At 73.9% G+C, this 19,601-nt stretch carries 18 protein-coding genes; 16 read left to right on the top strand and 2 right to left on the bottom strand.

The genetic code is table 11. From position 1 onward, the window contains the following. The 8 genes from G339_RS0109360 (at window position 1) to G339_RS0109320 (ending at window position 6,858) form a co-directional block, all read left to right on the top strand. Window positions 1–957 carry a hypothetical protein gene (locus G339_RS0109360; RefSeq protein WP_019630810.1) on the top strand — a complete coding sequence of 319 codons (957 nt, stop codon included), beginning with the start codon at window positions 1–3 and terminating at the stop codon, window positions 955–957. A 104-nt stretch (window positions 958–1,061) separates the two neighbouring features. After that, window positions 1,062–2,144, top strand: coding sequence for a hypothetical protein (locus G339_RS0109350; RefSeq protein ID WP_019630808.1), 1,083 nt, complete (start codon window positions 1,062–1,064; stop codon window positions 2,142–2,144). Beyond that, window positions 2,144–3,457 carry an alkaline phosphatase D family protein gene (locus G339_RS33100; RefSeq protein WP_019630807.1) on the top strand — a complete coding sequence of 438 codons (1,314 nt, stop codon included), beginning with the start codon at window positions 2,144–2,146 and terminating at the stop codon, window positions 3,455–3,457. Before G339_RS0109350 ends, G339_RS33100 begins: the two co-directional genes overlap by 1 nt. An 83-nt stretch (window positions 3,458–3,540) precedes the next feature. Continuing rightward, window positions 3,541–3,777, top strand: a complete 237-nt coding sequence (locus G339_RS0109340) for a hypothetical protein (RefSeq protein WP_019630806.1) — start codon at window positions 3,541–3,543, stop codon at window positions 3,775–3,777. Window positions 3,778–3,880: 103 nt separating this feature from the next. Further along, a complete protein-coding gene (locus G339_RS0109335) occupies window positions 3,881–4,957 on the top strand; it encodes a hypothetical protein (RefSeq protein WP_157407438.1) in 1,077 nt (358 codons plus the stop codon). A gap of 72 nt (window positions 4,958–5,029) precedes the next feature. Next, a complete protein-coding gene (locus tag G339_RS0109330) occupies window positions 5,030–5,275 on the top strand; it encodes a hypothetical protein (protein WP_033322619.1) in 246 nt (81 codons plus the stop codon). Between the two features lie 346 nt (window positions 5,276–5,621). Next, window positions 5,622–6,167 (top strand): SAV_6107 family HEPN domain-containing protein, encoded by a 546-nt coding sequence (locus tag G339_RS0109325; RefSeq protein ID WP_019630803.1) that lies wholly within the window; start codon window positions 5,622–5,624, stop codon window positions 6,165–6,167. Window positions 6,168–6,348: 181 nt separating this feature from the next. Continuing rightward, window positions 6,349–6,858 (top strand): hypothetical protein, encoded by a 510-nt coding sequence (locus tag G339_RS0109320; protein ID WP_019630802.1) that lies wholly within the window; start codon window positions 6,349–6,351, stop codon window positions 6,856–6,858. A gap of 288 nt (window positions 6,859–7,146) precedes the next feature. On the opposite strand, the gene G339_RS33095 is transcribed toward G339_RS0109320, so the two are convergent. Together G339_RS33095 and bldD are read right to left on the bottom strand one after the other, a co-directional pair. Continuing rightward, window positions 7,147–7,941 carry a hypothetical protein gene (locus G339_RS33095; protein ID WP_019630801.1) on the bottom strand — a complete coding sequence of 265 codons (795 nt, stop codon included), beginning with the start codon at window positions 7,939–7,941 and terminating at the stop codon, window positions 7,147–7,149. 380 nt (window positions 7,942–8,321) lie between these two features. Beyond that, window positions 8,322–8,816: a transcriptional regulator BldD gene (bldD, locus tag G339_RS0109310; protein WP_019630800.1), complete on the bottom strand. Its 495-nt coding sequence runs from the start codon at window positions 8,814–8,816 to the stop codon at window positions 8,322–8,324. Between the two features lie 493 nt (window positions 8,817–9,309). Between bldD and pyrR the strand changes: the two genes are divergently transcribed. The 8 genes from pyrR to pyrF all read left to right on the top strand — a co-directional run bounded on the left by pyrR (window position 9,310) and on the right by pyrF (window position 19,219). Continuing rightward, window positions 9,310–9,804, top strand: a complete 495-nt coding sequence (gene pyrR, locus G339_RS0109305) for a bifunctional pyr operon transcriptional regulator/uracil phosphoribosyltransferase PyrR (RefSeq protein WP_240489782.1) — start codon at window positions 9,310–9,312, stop codon at window positions 9,802–9,804. Then, complete coding sequence (locus tag G339_RS0109300; RefSeq protein WP_019630798.1) at window positions 9,801–10,742, top strand: aspartate carbamoyltransferase catalytic subunit; 942 nt, start codon at window positions 9,801–9,803, stop codon at window positions 10,740–10,742. Before pyrR ends, G339_RS0109300 begins: the two co-directional genes overlap by 4 nt. After that, complete coding sequence (locus G339_RS0109295; protein ID WP_019630797.1) at window positions 10,739–12,025, top strand: dihydroorotase; 1,287 nt, start codon at window positions 10,739–10,741, stop codon at window positions 12,023–12,025. Before G339_RS0109300 ends, G339_RS0109295 begins: the two co-directional genes overlap by 4 nt. Then, the gene (gene carA / locus G339_RS0109290) at window positions 12,022–13,149 is read left to right on the top strand and encodes a glutamine-hydrolyzing carbamoyl-phosphate synthase small subunit (RefSeq protein ID WP_019630796.1); all 1,128 of its coding nucleotides are present in this window, start codon (window positions 12,022–12,024) and stop codon (window positions 13,147–13,149) included. Before G339_RS0109295 ends, carA begins: the two co-directional genes overlap by 4 nt. Next, window positions 13,150–16,479 carry a carbamoyl-phosphate synthase large subunit gene (gene carB, locus G339_RS0109285; RefSeq protein WP_019630795.1) on the top strand — a complete coding sequence of 1,110 codons (3,330 nt, stop codon included), beginning with the start codon at window positions 13,150–13,152 and terminating at the stop codon, window positions 16,477–16,479. A 90-nt stretch (window positions 16,480–16,569) separates the two neighbouring features. Continuing rightward, window positions 16,570–17,460, top strand: coding sequence for a dihydroorotate dehydrogenase electron transfer subunit (locus G339_RS0109280; RefSeq protein ID WP_019630794.1), 891 nt, complete (start codon window positions 16,570–16,572; stop codon window positions 17,458–17,460). Continuing rightward, the gene (locus tag G339_RS0109275; RefSeq protein ID WP_019630793.1) at window positions 17,457–18,527 is read left to right on the top strand and encodes a dihydroorotate dehydrogenase; all 1,071 of its coding nucleotides are present in this window, start codon (window positions 17,457–17,459) and stop codon (window positions 18,525–18,527) included. The genes G339_RS0109280 and G339_RS0109275 overlap by 4 nt, the downstream gene beginning before the upstream one ends. Continuing rightward, the gene (pyrF, locus tag G339_RS0109270; RefSeq protein ID WP_019630792.1) at window positions 18,524–19,219 is read left to right on the top strand and encodes an orotidine-5'-phosphate decarboxylase; all 696 of its coding nucleotides are present in this window, start codon (window positions 18,524–18,526) and stop codon (window positions 19,217–19,219) included. Before G339_RS0109275 ends, pyrF begins: the two co-directional genes overlap by 4 nt. The last annotated feature ends 382 nt before the right edge of the window (window positions 19,220–19,601 follow it).

The raw sequence follows: 19,601 nt of genomic DNA, 5'->3' as shown, positions 1-19,601 counted from the left end.
ATGACCGAGAAGTCCGGTGTTTTCGAGGGCCAGCCGATCGCGACGGAGATCGAGCTGGCCCGACTGTTCCAGGGTTTCCAGCTCGACGGCGTGCGCGGCAACCCGGGCGACACGGCCTGCAAGATCGCGCCCGCGGGCGGCATGACGGTGAAGATGTCGCCCGGCTACGCGCACGTCGGCGGCTACTGGTACGAGTCGACGGACGGCGGCGAGACGATCACCACGATCGCGCCCGGCGCGTCCCAGGCGCGCAACGACCTGGTGGTGCTGCGCGCGGACCCGGCCAACGACCGGGTGACCGTCGCGGTCGTCGCCGGGACGCCGAACCAGCCGACCCCGGCGCCGACCCGCACGGCCGGGGGCGTCTGGGAGCTGCCGCTGGCGGTCGTCAACGTCCGGGCGGGCGTGACGTCGCTCGGCGCGGGCGACATCGCGGACGCCCGCGAGTTCGTCGGCGCGGGCGTCGCGCCCAGCTTCTCGACCAACCGCCCCGACCGGCCCGCGACCGGCCAGCTCATCTACGAGCACGACACCCAGCGGTGGGTCGGAAACGTCGGAACCACCGCGTCGCCGCAGTGGCGGATCGTCGCGGAGGACAGCGGGTGGGTGAACCTTCCGGTGTCGTGGCCGTCGGTGTGGGAGTCGACGTGGCAGCCGCGCGTCCGGCGGCTCAACGGCATCGTCTACATGGAGGGCGCGCTGCGCCGGATCAACAAGGCGTACGGCAGGACCGACGCGGACGGGACGCTGCTCACCGTCCTGCCGAACGCGAAGTTCCGCCCGGTGTACCGGCATTCGCCCGCCGTGGTGTGCGACAGCGGGAGCAAGGGCGGCTACGTCGTCCCCGGGCGGCTCAACATCGACCCGTCCACCGGCGAGGTGCTGCTGAACCACGTCGCGGCCGACGTCCCGATCGGCAACTACGTCTACCTGTCGAACACGTGGATCGGCGCCTGACCGCGTCCGACCCCTCCGACCACGGCCCCGAGCGCTGCGCGCCGGGGCTTTCGCGCGTCCGGGAGGCGCTGATGAACGAGTTGTGCAGTCAGGAAGTGGTGTGAATGGCACGGCATTCTTTCGGCGGCGGCATCGCCGACTACGTCGTGCAGCGGGGCGACGCGGGCGAGCTGACCCTCGCCGGGAACGCGCCGGTCACGTTCTGGACGGCGGAGTCCGACGGGGAGCAGATCACCGACCTCGTGGACGGGACCGGCACCGCCATCCCCGGCGGGGTCGTGACGTCGGACGCCGCCGGGGCCATCCCCGCGTTCGGGATGGGCCCGGAGGACGTCCGCGCGATGTGGGCCAGCGCGTCGCCGACCGGCGCGGGCGCGCGCCGGCTCGTCACCGCGACCGACCTCGGCGACGAGGTCGGCGACCTGCGGACGCGGCTGGCGGCGCTGGAGACCCGGCTGTCGGGCGTCGGACGGCTCACGGCGGGCCCCGTCGCACCCGACGAGCCGGGCATCGGGGACGTCTGGTTCGACACGTCCGCGCCGACCGAGGGCAGCCCCGTGGCGTTCCGCTCGGCGTCCGGGGCCACGGCGAAGGCCCCGACGCTGACGTGCATGCTCCCGGACCAGCTCGCGCCGGGGGACTACATGATCGCGCTCCTGGTCTTCTCCACGAACGCGGGGGAGTCCCTGAGCGAGGCGCCGGACGGCTGGACGGTGCTGCAGGGCGTCCAGGAGTTCGGCGGCGACACCAAGGCCGCGATCTTCGGGAAGGTCTACCAGGCGGGGGACACGGCGCCGTCCTGGACGTTCGCGGGGACCACCAGCGCCGTGGCCGGGATCGTCGCGTACGCCAACGCCGACCCGGCCGTGCAGATGGGCGCCTACGCGGTCCGGTCGAACAGCACCGCGGTCACCGACGCCCCGTCGATCAGCACGACCGCGCCGGACATGGTGGTGGCCTGCGCCTACCTGGTGAAGACGCCGGGACCGGCGGCGTCGGTCGACCCGGCCGGGACGACGCGGCGCCTGCTCCAGGTGGGCCTCGGCACGAGCGAGGTGCCCGCGGTGCTGGTCTGCGACCTCGCCCAGCCCGTCGTCGGGCCGACGGGCGTGAAGACCGCGACCGTCACGCCGACGTCGAACAACGGCATGGGCGTCCAGATCGGGCTGAAGCGGAGGGTGGGCTGATGCCGGCGCTGTCCTATGGCTGGGTCGGCGGCACGACGGAGTCCGCGGTCCGGTTCACGGTGCGCACGACCGAGGCGTCGCGCGTCCGGGTCCTGGTGTCGCCCGCCGACGAGACGACGCCCACGGCGTCCTCGTCCATCCAGACGCCCGACGCGCGGGGCGTCACCAAGCACGAGATCACCGGCCTCGCCCCGGCGACGCGGTACCGCTGGACCGTGGAGGCGGACGGCGCGGCGCTCCCAGAGCCGGGGGCGTTCCGGACGCTCCCGGTCTCGGGCGCGCAGGCCGACTTCGCGTTCTGCTTCGGCGGCGACCGCGTGCGGCTGTCCGACCACGTCGTCTACGACCAGATCCGGGCGATGGACCCGCTGCAGTTCCTCTTCCTCGGGGACCTGCATTACGCCGACGTGAACTCCGCGAACCGGGCCGACTACGACGCGGTCTTCGAGACAGCCCTGGGGATGCCCCGGTACAGCAGGCTCATCCGGGAGGTCTCGACCGTCCACACGTGGGACAACCACGACTTCACCGGACCGTTCGGCTGGGCGGGTTCCGTCGGCGCGAGCGCGGTCCAGCAGTCGCTCCGCAACCACGGCACGTTCTACCCGCTGCCCGCGTCGGGCCTGTACACCACCTGGGTCGTGGGCCGCTGCAGGTTCATCATGCTCGACACCCGCAGCTTCCGGTCGGACCCGAAGGACCCCGACGGCGCGAACAAGACGCTCCTCGGCGCTGAGCAGAAGCGGTGGTACTTCGACCTGCTGCGCTCCTCGGCGGAACCGGTGCTGTTCGTCTGCGAGTCGTTCCCGCACCGGCCGAGCGCCGTCGGCGGCGACCGCTGGGGCGACTACCGGACGGAGTTCGCGGAGATCAACGCGTTCGTCGGCGCGAACGGGATCGGCCCGAAGATGGTCATCCTCAGCGCCGACATGCACGCCGTCGCGGCCGACGACGGGACCAACTCGCCGATCGGCGCGATGGAGCTCGTCGCCGCGCCGCTGGACCAGACGTCCAGCGGCTCGGGGACGTGGAAGGTCGGGCCGGTCGTCGCGCCGGCCGGGACCGGGCAGTTCGGCCGGGTCGAGGTCACCGACGCGGGCGACGCGATCACCGTCGCGTTCACCGGTCACGACCACACCGGCCAGGTGGTCGGGCAGCTCGGCAAGACGTTCGACGCGACGGCGTACCGCCCGCGGCCCGACACGACGACGCACGTCCGCACCGACGACGGCTGGACCGAGCCCGTCCTGCGGGTCGGCCCGGAGAAGGCGGTCGTGGACGCGCGCGTCTGGCAGGGCGACGGCTGGACGTGAGCCGCCGCGAAGGAGAGGGGAGGAACCGATGCCGCTGATCATCATTCGGACGCCCGAGGAGGACGTCCCCGAACCGGATGCCCATGACTGAGCCGCCCGGCGTCGTCATCACGGCGCGGGACATCTACGACAAGCTCGTCGCGCTCGGCGGGAAGGTGGACGGGATGCTCACCACGTTCGAGCAGATCCGCGCCCAGCTCGCCGACCACGAGCAGCGGCTGCGCGCGAGCGAGCGGTGGCGGTACGCACTGCCGCTGTCGGTCGTGCTCGGTCTGCTGTCCGCGGTGGCGTCGGTCGCCGCCGGCGTCGCGGGCTCCTGAGACGGGCGCGCCGCCGGTCCGGCGGCGCGCCCGCCGCTCCCGTCGCGAGGTCCGTCCGCGCCGGAGCGACTGCTGTGAAGAAAGCGAACGGAGGCTGATGCGCATGACGCGGTACAGGTTCGGCGGCGGGATCGCCGACTACGTGGTGAGCCGCGGTGACTCCGGCGAACTGACGCTCGCCGGGAACGTGCCGGTGACGTTCTGGTCGGCGGAGTCCGGCGGGGCGCAGTACACCGACCTGCTGGACCGGACCGGCACGCCGATCCCGGACGGGGTGGTGTCGTCGTCGGCGACTGGGGCGATCCCGGCGTTCGGGACGGGACCGGACGGGGTCCGGGCGATGTGGGCGAGCGCGTCGCCGACCGGGGACGGGCAGCGCTGCCTGATCACGACGACCGACCTCGGCGAGACGGCCGGTGACCTGGAGGACCGGATCGCGGTCTTGGAGTCGCGGCTGACCGGCGTCGGGCGGCTCACGGCGGGCCCGGTCGAGCCGGAGGGTTCCGCCGTGGGAGACGTCTGGTTCGACACGTCGGCGCCCACCGGCGGGAACCCGGTCACCTACCGGGCGTCGGGCGGGGCGGCCGTGCGGTCGGCGAGCCTGGTCTGCCCGCTGCCCGTCGGGATCGAGCCGGGCGACTACCTGATCGCGCTGATGGTCTACTCGTCCACGAGCGGCGAGACGATGACGGCGCAGCCGGACTGGGCGCAGCTCGTCCCGACACAGCAGTTCGGCGGCGACACGACCGCGACGGTGTACGGCAAGGTCTACGCGGCGGGCGACGCCGCGCTGTCCTGGACGCTGAGCGTCCCGGTGGGCGCGACGGCCGCCATCGTGGCCTACGCCAACGCCGCCGCGGACGTCGTCGTCGGGCCGGCCGCCGCGCGCACCACCACGACGTCGGTCACCGACGCCCCGTCGCTGACCACGACGGAGCCGGACGCGCTGGTGGCGTGCCTCTACGCGGTGAAGAACAGCGGAACCCCGGCCGCCACCGACCCGGTGGGGACGGTCCGCCGGATCTTCCAGGCCGGCGCGGGCACGTCCGCGGTCCCCTCGGCGCTGGTCTGCGATTTTTCCCAGCCCGTGCCGGGCCCGACCGGGCAGCGGAGCGCCGTCATCGGTCCCGATTCGAACAACGGCCTGGGCGTCCAGATCGCCCTGCGGCGGCGCGCCTAGCGCCGCCGCATCCCTGCCGCCGCCGTGCCCTCTTCGGGTGCGGCGGCGGCTTCTTCTTTTGGGAGGTTTCTCATGGTGGACAGTGTTATCCGGACTCTCGTGCCGATCGTCGTCGGCGCGCTGCTCGCGCAGGCGGCCCGGCTCGGCTTCGACCTGCCGGAGGGCGCGGTGAGCGAAGTGCTCACCGCCGTGCTGGGCGGCGCGTACTACGTGGTGGTCCGCGCGGTCGAGCACCGAGTTCCGCTGGTGGGACGGGTGCTGCTGGGGCTCGGCGTCGCGCGGGGGACGCCGGTCTACCGGCCGTCGCGCAAGTCCTGACGGCTCTTCCGGCGTTCGAGCGCGTTCGGGGCGGGTGTTCGAACGCCGGGGGTGTGGTCTTCGGCACGGTGGGGTGTTCGAGTGGTGGGTGGGGTGGGTGTTGTCGCTGGTCGTGGGGTTGGTGGGGCGGGGACGCGGAGGTGGTGTTCGAACATATTGACGAACGGGCGTCAGGGCGGTTTACTGGGTTTCGCATCGAACCTTTGTTCGATGCGGTGCGGGACTCGCGGACCGCGCCAGGGCGGTTCCGCCCGCCGTGCGCGACGGCGGCGGGACCGGCCGGCCGGGCGGAGAGAGGGGAAGCTCTCCGCCCGGCCGGCCCGGCCCGACCCCGGAAGGAGGCAGCATGTCCGGAACCACGCGTGCGACCCCGGCCACCCCGATCCCGACGACCGCGCCGCCCGCCACCGACCCCCTGGCCGCGCCGCCGGCGGGGCGCGGCGGGCGCGCGCCCGTGCGGCGCGCCGCCGCGCCCCGGCCCCGGCCGCTCCCGGCGCCCCGGCCGGCGCACACGGCCGTCGGTCAGGTGCGCGCCGCGCGGACGAGCCTCGCCGAGGCCGCCGAGGCGACCTCGCCCGCCGTGCGCTACGTGTGCGCGCACCTGGCGGCGCTGCGGGCCGCCGCAGCCGTGCTCGCGGCGAGCGAGCCCGTGGAGACGCACCGGCGCGGGCGGCCGCGCAGCGTGTGGGTGCTGCTCCCGGAGGCCGACCCCGCGCTGCGGGAGTGGGCGGCGTTCTTCGCCGCCGGGGCCGACAAGCGCGCCGCGGCCGAGGCGGGCCTGCCGCGCGCGGTCACGCAGCGGGAGGCCGACGAGCTGCTCCAGGACGCCGACGTCTTCGTCTCGCTCGTCGAGGACGGCCTCGGCATCCCCGGCCAGGCGACGCTCGGCTGACCCGCGAGCCCGGCGACCGGTCGCACCCCCCGGCGGCCGGTCGCCGTCCACCCGCGCGGTCCGGGCGTCTCGGACGCTGTTGACGCAATGTGACCGGTTGTGGCCGTTCCGTGTCGGTGACGGAGTGTGCGCGAGTAGATTCGCCGCGTACGTGTCCTGAGGAACCAGGGGGAACGCTCACATGCGTGCGATCAACAAGGTCACCTCGGCCGCCGCCGTCGCAGGGCTGGCGGTCGCGCTGCTCCCCGGCGTCGCCGCCGCCGCGCCGTCCGCCGGGCCCGGCCCCGTCGTCACCGCCCGGCCCGGCGTCGGCAAGTCGAAGGTCTCCGTCCGCGACGTGATCACCTGCAAGATCACGGCGCACAACCCGCACTACTCCCACCACGCCCACGCGGCTGACAAGCACCGCGTCAACGTCACCGCCGACGTGAAGTGCTCGAAGAAGGTCGCCTCGATCCGCCTCAAGGTCGTCCTCTACAAGAACGGCCAGAAGTACAAGGAGAGCGGCTGGAAGACCGCGACGGGGAAGAACCGCGTCAGCCAGAACGCGGCCCGCCGCTGCGTCAAGAAGCAGACGTACCGCGCCCAGGCCCTCGCCACGGTCGCCTTCCCGCCCGGCTACCGCCCGCCCACGGCCAGCGGCACCGCCTGGAGCGCCAGCGTCCGCATCAACGCCTGCAAGAAGAGCTGACGAGAAACCCGCAGACAACGCCGACCCCCGCGTCGGCCGCTCGCCCAGGCGAGCGGCCGACGCGGGGGTCTTTGCCCGCACGAGTGTTCACAGCAACCGGAGGGGGTTGCCCGCGCGCGCACGGCCGCGAGCGCTAGCGAGTGGCCGGGCGGGCGCAGCGCGAAGGGTCGCACCGCAGCGGAGCGCCAGCGGAGCGAGGATGCGGCGCTTCGCGCCGCGGGGGGTGTGGGGGGTCGTCCCCCCACAAGTGACACGTCCCCCCACAAGTGACACCCCCCCCACAATGACTCAATTCACCGGGTCGCCGTGTTCTCCCGCCGGGTCGTCCGGGCGGGCGGGGAGGGCTTCGAGGGTGTCGGTGGCGAGGATGGCGCCGACGAGTTCGCGGGAGCCCGCCACGTAGGTGGAGGTCAGGTCGACGTCGGTGGCGACGCACCAGGCGCGGTCGTCGGGCCAGAAGAGGTTCGGGGACTGCGGGAAGAAGTAGTCCTCGCCGCGGTCGCCGAGGTCGGCGGCGGCGCGGAGCGGGCCGTGGAACAGCAGGTAGCCGCGCGCGGGGAGGTGGACGCGGGGCGCGTTCGGGGGGAGGCGGACGCCGGGCGGGGTGACGGTGGCGGCGTCGTCGGCGCGGGTGCCGCGGCCGGCGCGCAGCGTCGTCTGCGTCTCGGGCGACGCGAGCCAGCCCCAGCCGTCCCAGACGCAGAACCAGCAGTCGCCCGCGGTGTCGGTGTGCGCGGCGAGGACGGGGAGCAGCGCCCCGAGGTCGTCGGCGGTGAGGCTGCCGGGCCACGGCGGGTCGTCGAACGGCGGCGGCCCGGTCTCGGTGGCCGGGACGGGGTGGGCGAGCGCGTCGAAGCGCGCGAGCGGGTGCAGGACGCGGGCGGACCAGCGGGCGACGTCGGCCCAGCGGACGGGTTCCCCGTCGGGCGACTCCGCCGGATGAAGAATGCGGGCATAAGCCGCATATCCAGCCGGAAGCAGCGAGCGGACCGTGTGCTCCGCGTGCGCGAGTCCGTTGACGAGCCACTCGGCCGGATCGGAGTCGGCGGCCGGTTCCATGCGCGGAGCGGAGAACGTGTCCATGCCTCCACCATCGCCGCTCGGCCCGCCGCGTGCAATGTCCCGCGCGCCTTCTTCCATGATCCGGCGGGCCACGACACCCACAAGTCGGGGCAATTTAGCGAATATAGGGCCAGTCCTACCGCCGGCGCGCACCAAAATCCGCTCCTACCAGCGGAAACGCCAGCCCGGACGGTCCGGGATCGCTCCATCCCGCCGCCCCGAACCGCCGTTCAGGCCACCCGCTCAAGATCCGCACCGCCGCCCCGCAGGCCATTCCCGAACCCCGACCGCATAAAGGAAGGGAAACCCGGCAGCGAAGACCGCCCCGAAAACGCGGCATGCCGGGGCGCCGCAGATTCGCGGCGGCCCCGGCACGCGGTGAGCCGGTTCTGTCAGATCTGTCAGAAGGACTCGACGGCGCGGCGCGCCTCCGGGTCCAGAACGCCCCAGCCGATCAGCTCCTCGGTCAGCTCGGTCGGGGACTTGTCGTAGATGACGGCGAGGGAACGCAGATCCTCCTGCCGGATCGACAGGACCTTCCCGTTGTAGTCGCCCCGCTGGCTCTGGATCGTCTGGGCGTAACGGGCGAGCGGACCGGCCTTGTCCTTCGGAAGCTGCTGCAGGCGCTCAAGGTCGATCACGAGCTTGGGCGTCGGCCCGAGCGGGCTCGGCGCGTGACCGCCGGGCAGCAGCTCGGAGACCGGCACGCCGTAGAAATCGGCGAGCTCGGCCAGCTTCTGAACGGTGACGGCGCGGTCGCCCCGCTCGTAGGAACCCACGACGACGGCCTTCCAGCGGCCTCGGGACTTCTCCTCCACTCCGTGCAGGGACAGGCCCTGCTGGGTGCGGATCGCGCGCAGGCGCGCGCCGAGAGCCTTTGCGTATTCAGACGGCATGGTGCGGCCCCCCAGGCTCACTTTCGATCGTCGTTCGCGGAGGCAGGTTCAGGGGGCCGGAGCGGTCCGCAAGAGTCTGCCTCCCGGGATGGTTACGGACAGTGACGGTAAAACGGGGACGGCCGAAGGTCAAGCCGATTGGAAAAAAGCGGTCGAATCCGTAGGTCTCTCCGGGTCGGTGCGGTAGGGGCGCCGGCCCGCCCCCGCGACCGTCCGGCCCTGCCCGGCGAGCGCCCGCATGACACCTGTATACCCCGGTGTGACCCCTCTCACCAGGCAAGACGGTGGGATGGGCGGTTACGGCCCACCTCCGGCCGGCTGCTACGGTGAACGGGACAAGCGTCCTTTAAGACCCGTCCCGTGAGGCGGGAAAGGAGGTTCGGCGGTGAATGCTGCCTTCCGCGACCCGGACCCGGGCGGCGCGGCGGAGCGGACGGTCGACCCGGACCCGCGGCCCAAGGCCGTGCTGGAGGGTCCCGACATCCGCCGCGCGATGACCCGCATCGCGCACGAGATCCTCGAACGCACCAAGGGCGGCGCCGACGTCGTCCTGCTCGGCGTCCAGACGCGCGGCGTGACGCTCGCCGCGCGGCTCGCCGCCGCGCTCCAGGAGGTCGAGGGCCGCCCGTTCCCGTGGGGCTCGATCGACGTCACCATGTACCGCGACGACCTGCGGATGAAGCCCGCCCGCGCGCTCGGCCGCACCGAGCCGCCGCCGGAGGGCGTGGACGACCGCGTCGTCGTCCTGGTGGACGACGTGCTCTTCTCCGGCCGCACCGTCCGCGCCGCGCTGGACGCCCTGGGCGACCTCGGCCGCCCGCGCGCGGTGCAGCTCGCCGTCCTGGTGGACCGGGGCCACCGCGAGCTGCCGATCCGCGCCGACTACGTGGGCAAGAACCTGCCGACGTCCATGCGCGAGACCGTCCGCGTGCTGCTCGCCGAGAACGACGGCCGCGACGAGGTCCTGCTCGGGGAGGAGGCCCGATGAACCGCCACCTGATCTCCGCCGCCGACCTGTCCCGCGACGACGCCCTGCTGGTCCTGGACACCGCCGAGGAGATGGCGCAGGTCGCGAGCCGATCGGTGAAGAAGCTCCCGACGCTGCGCGGCCGGACGGTGGTGAACCTCTTCTACGAGGACTCCACCCGCACCCGCATCTCGTTCGAGGCGGCCGCCAAGCGGCTGTCGGCGGACGTCATCAACTTCTCCGCCAAGGGCTCCAGCGTCTCCAAGGGCGAGTCGCTGAAGGACACCGCGCTGACGCTGGAGGCGATGGGCGCGGACGGCGTCGTGATCCGGCACGGCGCGTCGGGCGCGCCGCACCGGCTGTCGAGTTGGGTGCGCGGCAGCGTCGTCAACGCGGGCGACGGCACGCACGAGCACCCGACGCAGGCGCTGCTGGACGCGTTCACGATGCGCCGCCGCCTGGGCGAGCTGGCGGGCCGCCGCGTCACGATCGTCGGGGACGTCCTGCACAGCCGCGTCGCCCGCTCGAACGTGCTGCTGCTGGCCACGCTCGGCGCGGAGGTGACGCTGGTCGCGCCGCCCACGCTGTTCCCCGTCGCGGTGGGGACGTGGCCGTGCGAGATCTCCTACGACCTCGACGCGGTCCTGCCCAAGAGCGACGCGGTGATGATGCTGCGCGTCCAGCAGGAGCGCATGAACGCCGCGTACTTCCCGACCGTCCGCGAGTACAGCCGCCGCTACGGCCTGGACGCCGAGCGGTTCGCGCGGCTGCCCGAGCACGCGATCGTCATGCACCCCGGGCCGATGAACCGGGGCGTGGAGATCGCCGCCGAGGTGGCCGACTCCGTCCGGTCCACGATCGTCGAGCAGGTCGCCAACGGCGTCAGCGCCCGGATGGCCGTGCTCTACCTGCTGCTCGGAGGCTCCGAGCCCGCCATCGGCAAGGAGGTCTCCCCGTGACCGCGTACCTGATCACCGGCGCCCGCGTGCTGGGCGGCGAGCCCGCCGACCTCCTGCTGGAGGACGGCGTCATCGCGGCCGTGGGGCGGAACCTGGCCGCCGAGGGCGCGGAGCGGGTCGACGCCGCCGGGCTCGTCGCGCTGCCGGGCCTCGTCGACCTGCACACGCATCTGCGCGAGCCGGGCCGCGAGGACGCCGAGACGGTCGAGACCGGCACCCGCGCCGCCGCGCTCGGCGGGTACACGGCCGTCCACGCGATGGCCAACACCGACCCGGTCGCGGACACCGCGGGCGTGGTGGAGCAGGTGTGGCGGCTCGGCCGCGAGGCCGGGTACTGCGACGTCCACCCGGTCGGCGCGGTCACCGAGGGCATCCGCGGCGAGCAGCTCGCCGAGCTCGGCGCGATGGCCGACTCCGCCGCCCGCGTCCGGGTGTTCTCCGACGACGGGCACTGCGTGTCCGACGCCGTCATCATGCGGCGCGCGCTGGAGTACGTGAAGGCGTTCGACGGCGTCGTCGCCCAGCACGCCCAGGAGCCGCGCCTCACCGAGGGCGCGCAGCTCAACGAGGGCGAGATGTCGGCGGCGCTCGGGCTGCGCGGCTGGCCCGCCGTGGCCGAGGAGGCGATCATCGCGCGGGACGTGCTGCTGGCCGAGCACGTCGGGTCGCGGCTGCACGTCTGCCACGTCTCCACCGCCGGGTCCGTCGAGATCATCCGGTGGGCCAAGAGCCGGGGCTGCCAGGTCACCGCGGAGGTCACCCCGCACCACCTGTTCCTGGACGACCGCCGCGCCGCCGGGTACGACCCGATCTTCAAGGTGAACCCGCCGCTGCGCACCGCCGACGACGTCGCCGCGCTGCGGCACGCCCTCGCGGACGGCACCGTCGACTGCGTCGCCACCGACCACGCCCCGCACCCGGTCGAGGCGAAGGAGACCGAGTGGGCCGAGGCCGCGATGGGCATGATCGGCCTCGAGACGGCGCTGTCGGTCGTGCAGGAGGCCATGATCGAGACCGGCCTGCTCGACTGGGCCGGCGTCGCGGACCGCATGTCCGCCGCCCCCGCCCGGATCGGCCGCCTCGCCGGCCAGGGCCGCCCGCTCGCTGCGGGGTCGCCCGCCAACCTCGTGCTCTTCGACCCGTCCCCGCGCCGCCCGGTGGACCCGGCGGCGATGGCGTCCAAGAGCCGCAACACGCCCTACGCGGGGCTGACGCTGCCCGGCCGGGTCGTCGCCACGTTCCTGCGGGGACGCCCCACCGTCCTGGAAGGGAAGCTCCAGTGAACCCCATCCCCGAAACGGCCGTATTGGTCCTGGAGGACGGCCGCGTCTTCCGCGGCACGCCCTACGGCGCGGTCGGCGAGACGGTCGGCGAGATCGTCTTCAACACCGGCATGACCGGCTACCAGGAGACGCTGACCGACCCGTCGTACGCGCGGCAGATCGTCGCGATGACCGCCCCCCACATCGGCAACACCGGCGTCAACGAGGAGGACCCGGAGTCCTCCCGCATCCAGGTCGCCGGGTACGTCGTCCGCGAGCCCGCCCGGATCGCCTCGAACTGGCGCGCCACCGGGTCGCTGGGCTCGGCGCTGCGCGAGCAGGGCGTCGTCGGGATCGCGATCCCCGGCACCCGCGCGCTGACCCGCCACCTGCGGGACCGGGGCGCGATGCGCGCCGGGATCTTCAGCGGGGACGCCGCGACCGCGCCCGAGGGCGACCTGGTCGAGCGCGTCCTGGCCAGCCCCGGCATGGCGGGCGCGGACCTGGCGAAGGAGGTCGCGACCCGCGAGCCCTACGTCGTCCCCGCGATCGGCGGGAAGCGTCACACGGTCGCCGCGGTGGACCTCGGCATCAAGTCGATGACGCCGCACCGGATGGCCGAGCGGGGCTGCGAGGTCCACGTCCTGCCCGCCGCCGCCACCGCCGAGGAGATCCTCGCGCTGAACCCCGACGGGGTGTTCTTCTCCAACGGCCCCGGCGACCCGGCCGCCGCCGACGACGCGGTCGCCGCGCTGCGCGGCGTGCTGGACGCGGGCGTCCCGTTCTTCGGGATCTGCTTCGGCAACCAGATCTTCGGCCGCGCCCTCGGGCTCGGCACCTACAAGCTGCGGTTCGGGCACCGGGGCGTCAACCAGCCCGTCCAGGACCGCCGCACCGGCAAGGTCGACGTGTCCGCGCACAACCACGGGTTCGCCGTGGACGCCCCGGTGGACGGGCCGTTCGACACCCCCTACGGCCGCGCCGAGGTCAGCCACGTCAACCTCAACGACGGCTGCGTGGAGGGCCTGCGCCTGCTGGACCGCCCCGCGTTCAGCGTCCAGTACCACCCGGAGGCGGCGGCGGGACCGCACGACGCCACCGGCCTGTTCGACCGCTTCTGCGAGCTGATGAAGGGGGCGGAGTAGATGCCGCGCCGCACGGACCTCTCCAGCGTCCTGGTGATCGGCTCCGGCCCGATCGTGATCGGCCAGGCGGCCGAGTTCGACTACTCCGGCAGCCAGGCGTGCCGGGTGCTGAAGGCGGAGGGCCTGCGGGTCATCCTGGTCAACAGCAACCCGGCGACGATCATGACCGACCCCGAGCTGGCGGACGCGACGTACGTCGAGCCGATCACGCCCGACGTCGTCGAGAAGATCATCGCCAAGGAGCGCCCGGACGCGCTGCTGCCGACCCTCGGCGGCCAGACCGCGCTGAACACCGCCATCGCGCTGTACGAGAGCGGCGCGCTGGAGCGGTACGGCGTCGAGCTGATCGGCGCGGACGTCGAGGCGATCCAGGCGGGCGAGAACCGCGAGCGCTTCAAGGGCGTCGTCGCCAAGGTCGCCGCCGAGCAGGGCCTGAACGCCGAGTCGGCGCGCTCGCTGATCTGCCACACGATGGACGAGTGCCTGGCCGCCGCCGCCGAGCTGGGCTACCCGATGGTCGTCCGCCCGTCGTTCACGATGGGCGGCGCGGGCTCGGGCTTCGCCCACGACGAGAAGGACCTGCGCCGCATCGCCGGGTCCGGCCTGGCCGCCAGCCCCACCAGCGAGGTGCTCCTGGAGGAGTCGATCCTCGGCTGGAAGGAGTACGAGCTGGAGGTCATGCGCGACCGCGCCGACAACGTGGTCATCGTGTGCTCCATCGAGAACCTGGACCCGATGGGCGTCCACACCGGCGACTCGATCACGGTCGCGCCCGCGCTGACGCTGACCGACCGCGAGTACCAGAACATGCGGGACGTCGCCATCGCGGTCATCCGCGAGGTCGGCGTCGACACCGGCGGCTGCAACATCCAGTTCGCCGTCCACCCCGGCACCGGCCGGATGATCGTCATCGAGATGAACCCGCGCGTGTCGCGGTCGTCGGCGCTGGCGTCCAAGGCGACCGGCTTCCCGATCGCCAAGATCGCCGCGAAGCTCGCGATCGGCTACACGCTCGACGAGATCCCCAACGACATCACCGCCGAGACCCCCGCGTCGTTCGAGCCGACGCTCGACTACGTCGTGGTCAAGGTGCCCCGGTTCGCGTTCGAGAAGTTCCCCGGCGCGGACGCGGGCCTCACCACCCACATGAAGTCCGTCGGTGAGGCGATGGCGATCGGCCGCAACTTCGCCGAGGCGCTGCAGAAGGCGCTGCGGTCGCTGGAGCAGAAGGGGTCGGCGTTCTCCTGGGCGGGCGACCCCGGCGACCCGGTGGCGCTCCTGGAGTCGGCGGCCAGGCCGCACGACGGGCGGCTGCGCGACGTCCAGCGGGCGATGTGGGCGGGCGCGACGATCGAGGAGGCGTACGCCGCCACCTCCATCGACCCTTGGTTCCTCGACCAGATCGCGGGCCTGAACGCCATCGCCGAGCGCGTCCGCACCGCCAGCGACGCCCTGACGCGCGACGCGCTGCTGCACGCCAAGCGGCACGGGTTCTCCGACGCGCAGATCGGCGAGATCCGCGGCCTGTCGGAGGAGGTCGTCCGCGAGCTGCGGCACGCCCTCGGCGTCCGGCCGGTGTACCTGACGGTGGACACCTGCGCGGCGGAGTTCGCGGCGCGGACCCCGTACCTGTACTCGTCCTACGACGAGGAGACCGAGGTCCCGCCCGGGCGGAAGCCCAAGGTGATCATCCTCGGGTCCGGGCCGAACCGGATCGGGCAGGGCGTGGAGTTCGACTACTCCTGCGTCCACGCGTCGTTCACGCTGGCCGAGGCGGGCTACGAGACCGTCATGGTCAACTGCAACCCCGAGACGGTCTCCACCGACTACGACACCTCCGACCGGCTGTACTTCGAGCCGCTGACGCTGGAGGACGTCCTGGAGGTCGTCCACGCCGAGCAGGAGTCCGGCACCGTCGCGGGCGTCATCGTCCAGCTCGGCGGGCAGACGCCGCTCGGCCTCGCGCAGCGGCTCAAGGACGCGGGCGTGCCCGTCGTCGGCACCTCCCCGGAGAGCATCCACCTCGCCGAGGACCGGGGCGCGTTCGGGCGCGTCCTGCAGCGCGCCGGGCTGCTCGCGCCCAAGCACGGCACCGCGACGTCCTTCGAGGACGCCCGCGACATCGCCGCCGAGATCGGCTACCCGGTGCTCGTCCGGCCGTCGTACGTCCTCGGTGGGCGCGGCATGGAGATCGTCTACGACGACGACACGCTGCGCTCCTACATGGCCAAGGCGACCGAGGCCAGCCCCGACCACCCCGTCCTGGTCGACCGGTTCCTGGACGAGGCCATCGAGATCGACGTGGACGCCCTCTACGACGGCGACGAGCTGTACCTCGGCGGCGTCATGGAGCACATCGAGGAGGCCGGCATCCACTCCGGCGACTCGGCGTGCGCGCTCCCGCCGATCACCCTCGGCCACGACGACCTGCGCCGCATCCGCGAGGCCACCGAGGCGCTCGCGGCGGGCATCGGCGTGCGCGGCCTCATGAACGTCCAGTACGCCCTCTCCGCGGGCGTCCTGTACGTGCTGGAGGCCAACCCGCGCGCGTCCCGCACGGTGCCGTTCGTGTCCAAGGCGACGGCCGTGCCGCTCGCCAAGGCCGCCGCCCGCGTCATGATGGGCGCGACGGTCGCCGAGCTGCGCGCCGAGGGCCTGCTGCCCGCGACCGGCGACGGCGGCGAGCTGCCGCTGGACGCGCCGATCGCCGTGAAGGAGGCCGTGCTGCCCTTCGACCGCTTCCGCACGCGCGGCGGCGAGTTCGTCGACACCGTCCTCGGCCCGGAGATGCGCTCCACCGGCGAGGTCATGGGCATCGACGAGGTGTTCGGCACCGCCTACGCCAAGTCCCAGCAGGCCGCCTACGGGTCGCTGCCGACCAAGGGCCGGGTCTTCGTGTCCGTGGCCAACCGCGACAAACGGCACATGATCTTCCCGGTCAAGCGCCTCGCTGACCTCGGCTTTGAGATTCTTGCCACGGAGGGGACCGCGGAGGTCCTGCACCGCAACGGCGTGCGTGCCAAGATCGTTCGCAAGCACGGCGCCGGACCCGGTCCGGACGGCGAGCCCACCATCGTGCGGCGCGTCCTGGACGGCGAGGTGGACCTCATCGTCAATACTCCGTTCGGCAGCCCCGGCCAGTCCGGGCCGCGCCTGGACGGCTACGAGATCCGCACCGCGGCGGTGCTGCGCGGCGTACCGTGCGTCACCACGGTGCAGGGCCTCGCGGCCGCCGTGCAGGGCATCGAGGCCGTCGCGGGCGGCCACGTGGGCGTGCGCTCCCTCCAGGAGCACGCCGCGCGGCTGCGCGGCGCGCTCGACCGGGACTGACGCCCGGCCGCCCCCGCCCGCCGGGCGGGGGCGGCCGGTCCCGGCGGCGCGGTGCGACGACGGTGTGACCACGACGAGAGGGAGACCCGGGTGTCCGACACGCCGGTGCAGACGTCGGCGACGGTCCTGACGGTCCGCCGGGTGCAGGACTACCACGCGATGACGCTGGTGGCCCCGGCGGTCGCGGAGCGGTTCCGGCCCGGCCAGTTCGTCGCCGTCGCGGCGGGCGGCGCGTACTCGGCGCGGCTCGTCCGCCGCATGTTCGGCGTGTACGAGGTGAAGCCCGACTACGGCGGCACCGTCGAGATCGTCTTCGCGAACACCGAGCCGGGCACGGCGTGGCTCGCCGACCGCAGCTCCCGGGACCGCATCGACCTCGTCGGGCCGCTCGGGCGGCCCTTCCGGCTGCCGCGCGACCCCGTCCACTGCCTGCTCGTCGGCGGCGGCCCCGGCGGCGCGGCGCTGTTCGCGCTCGCGGACACGCTGCGGCGGCGCGGCTGCCAGATCCACTTCGTGCTCGGCGGCGCGACCGGGCGGCACGTGTTCGGCTCCCGAATGGCGCAGCGCGTCGGCGACAGCGCCGTCGTCACCACCGAGGACGGCTCGACGGGGGAGCGCGGCACCGTCCGCGAGGTCCTGCCCCGCGTCATCGCCGAGACCGGCGCGGACGTCGTGTACGCGTGCGGGCCGACGCCGCTGCTGCGGACCGTCAGCCGCACCGCCGCCGAGTTCGGGCTGCCGTCCCAGGTGTCGGTGCAGGAGTTCCTCGGCACGACCGGCGCGTGCGGCGTCGGCACCTGCATGACCTGCGTGCTGCCCGTCCACGGCGAGGACGGCGTCACCCGGATGGCGCGGGCCTGCGCGGAGGGGCCCGTCCTGCGCGGCGACCGCGTCCGCTGGGGCGACCTCGGCACGATCCCGTTCGACGCCCTCGGCGCGCCCCGCGCCCTCGGCCTTCCCGACGGAGGCGCACGGCAGTGAGCAACGGACCGGCGAACCAGGACACCGCCCCTGCCCCGGGCAAGGGCAAGGCCCCCGCCCCCGCGAGCGACCGGCTCCGCACCCGGCTCGGCCCCCTCGACCTCGCCGCGCCCGTCCTCACCGCCGCGGGCTGCGGCGGGACGGGCCGCGAGCTCGCCCCGTTCGTCGAGCTGTCGCGGCTCGGCGCGTTCACGACCGCGTCGGTGACGCTGCGGCCCCGCGCCGGCCGGCCCACGCCGCGCGTCGCGGAGACCCCGAGCGGCCTGCTCACCGCCGTCGGCCTGCCCGGACCGGGCGTCGAGGGCTTCCTGGAGCGGGACCTGCCGTGGCTCGCCGAGCAGGGCGTCCCCGTCATCGTGTCCATCGCGGGCGACAGCGCCGCCGAGTTCGGCGAGCTGGCCGCGCGGCTGCGCGGCGCGCCCGGCGTCGCCGCGATCGAGGTCAACGCCACCTGCCCCAACGTCGCCGACCGGGGCCGCATGTTCGCCCGGCACCCGGCCGCCGCCGCGGCCGTCGTGCGGGCCGCCCGCGCCGGGGCCGCGCCCGGCACGCCGGTGCTGGCCAAGCTCGCGCCGGACGTCACCGACCTCGCCGGGGTCGCGCTGGCGTGCGCGGACGCGGGCGCGGACGGCCTCACCCTCATCGGGACCGTCCAGGGCGCCGCGATCGACACCACGACGCTGCGGCCCGCCCTCACCGGCGTGTCGGGCGGCCTGTCGGGGCCCGCGATCCGCCCGGTGGCGCTCCGCTGCGTCTACGAGGTCCACGCGGCGCTGCCGGGCCTGCCGATCGTCGGCGTCGGCGGCGTCACCTCCGGGCTGGAGGCGCTGGAGTTCCTGCTCGCGGGCGCGTCGGCCGTCGCGGTCGGCACCGCCCTGTTCCACGACCCGGGGGCCGTCCCGCGCATCCTGCGCGAGCTGGACGAGGCCCTGGCCGCCCGCCGCCTCGGCCGGATCGCCGACGCGGTGGGGCTCGCCCACCGACCCGCCGGGCACCTGCCGCCGCTGGCGGGGGTTGAGCCCGCCCCAGCCCCCGAGCCCGCCGAGTTGAAGGAGACCGCCCCATGACCCCCGCCCCGATCGCCGTCGCGCTGGACGCCCCCGACCTGGACACCGCGGCGCGCTGGGCGTCGCTCACCGCCCCGCACGTCACCACGCTCAAGGTGGGGCTGGAGCTGTACCTGCGGTACGGGCCGGACGTCGTGGCGGCCGTGCGGGAGGCCGCCGGGCCCGCGCCGGTCGAGCTGTTCCTGGACCTCAAGCTGCACGACATCCCGGCGACGGTCGCGGGGGCGGCGCGGTCGGTGGCGGGGCTGCGGCCCGCATACCTGACCGTCCACGCCTCGGGCGGCCCGGCGATGGTCCGCGCGGCCGTCGAGGCGGCCCCGGACGCCCGCGTGGCGGCCGTGACGGTCCTCACCTCGTTCGGGGACGCCGACCTCGACGTGATCGGCCTGGCCGGTCCCGCGTCGGACGCCGTGCGGCGGCTGGCCGTCCTCGCGGTCGGGGCGGGCGCGCGGGCGCTGGTGTGCTCGCCGCGCGAGGCCGCGGCCGTCCGCGCGGAGGTCGGCCCGGACGTGGTGTTGATCACGCCGGGCGTCCGGCCCGAGGGCGCGGCCGCGCAGGACCAGACGCGGGTCGCCACGCCGCGCGGCGCGCTCGCCGCCGGGGCCGACGTGCTCGTGATCGGCCGCCCGATCACCGGCGCGCCCGACCCGGCCGCGGCGGCGGCGGAGATCGCGCGTTCGCTCCGCGATTAGCGTGCCGCGCGCGGGGTTCACCGGACGGACCGCGCGCTTTTCTGCGCGTGTCAATTGTTCTTTTTGTCGCTTTTAAACGGGTGTTCCGGAGTCGTCCGCGAGTGGCGCGCGGGGTCCCCGGGGTGATCGCGAGAGGGGCTTTCCGAGGCCCGCCGAGGGTCCGCCGCGGACCCCGGCGGGGGTTTCCCGGACGCGATATGGAACGATCCAATGACGCGTCGGAGCCGGTTCCGGCGCGGGTGATCGGTCACACATTCACGTCCCGGATGGGCGATTTTTCACGATCATGCGAAAGTCCCAGGATGGCGGGGGGATGGCCGACCGACCGGCCCGAGTTGGGTACACTCTGTATTCGGGACACTTCAAGGAGTGATTTTCGTGA

This window comes from Actinomadura atramentaria DSM 43919, from assembly GCF_000381885.1.
In the GTDB taxonomy this organism is placed as follows: Bacteria; Actinomycetota; Actinomycetes; order Streptosporangiales; family Streptosporangiaceae; genus Spirillospora; species Spirillospora atramentaria.
This window is presented reverse-complemented; position numbering and strand designations above follow the sequence as displayed.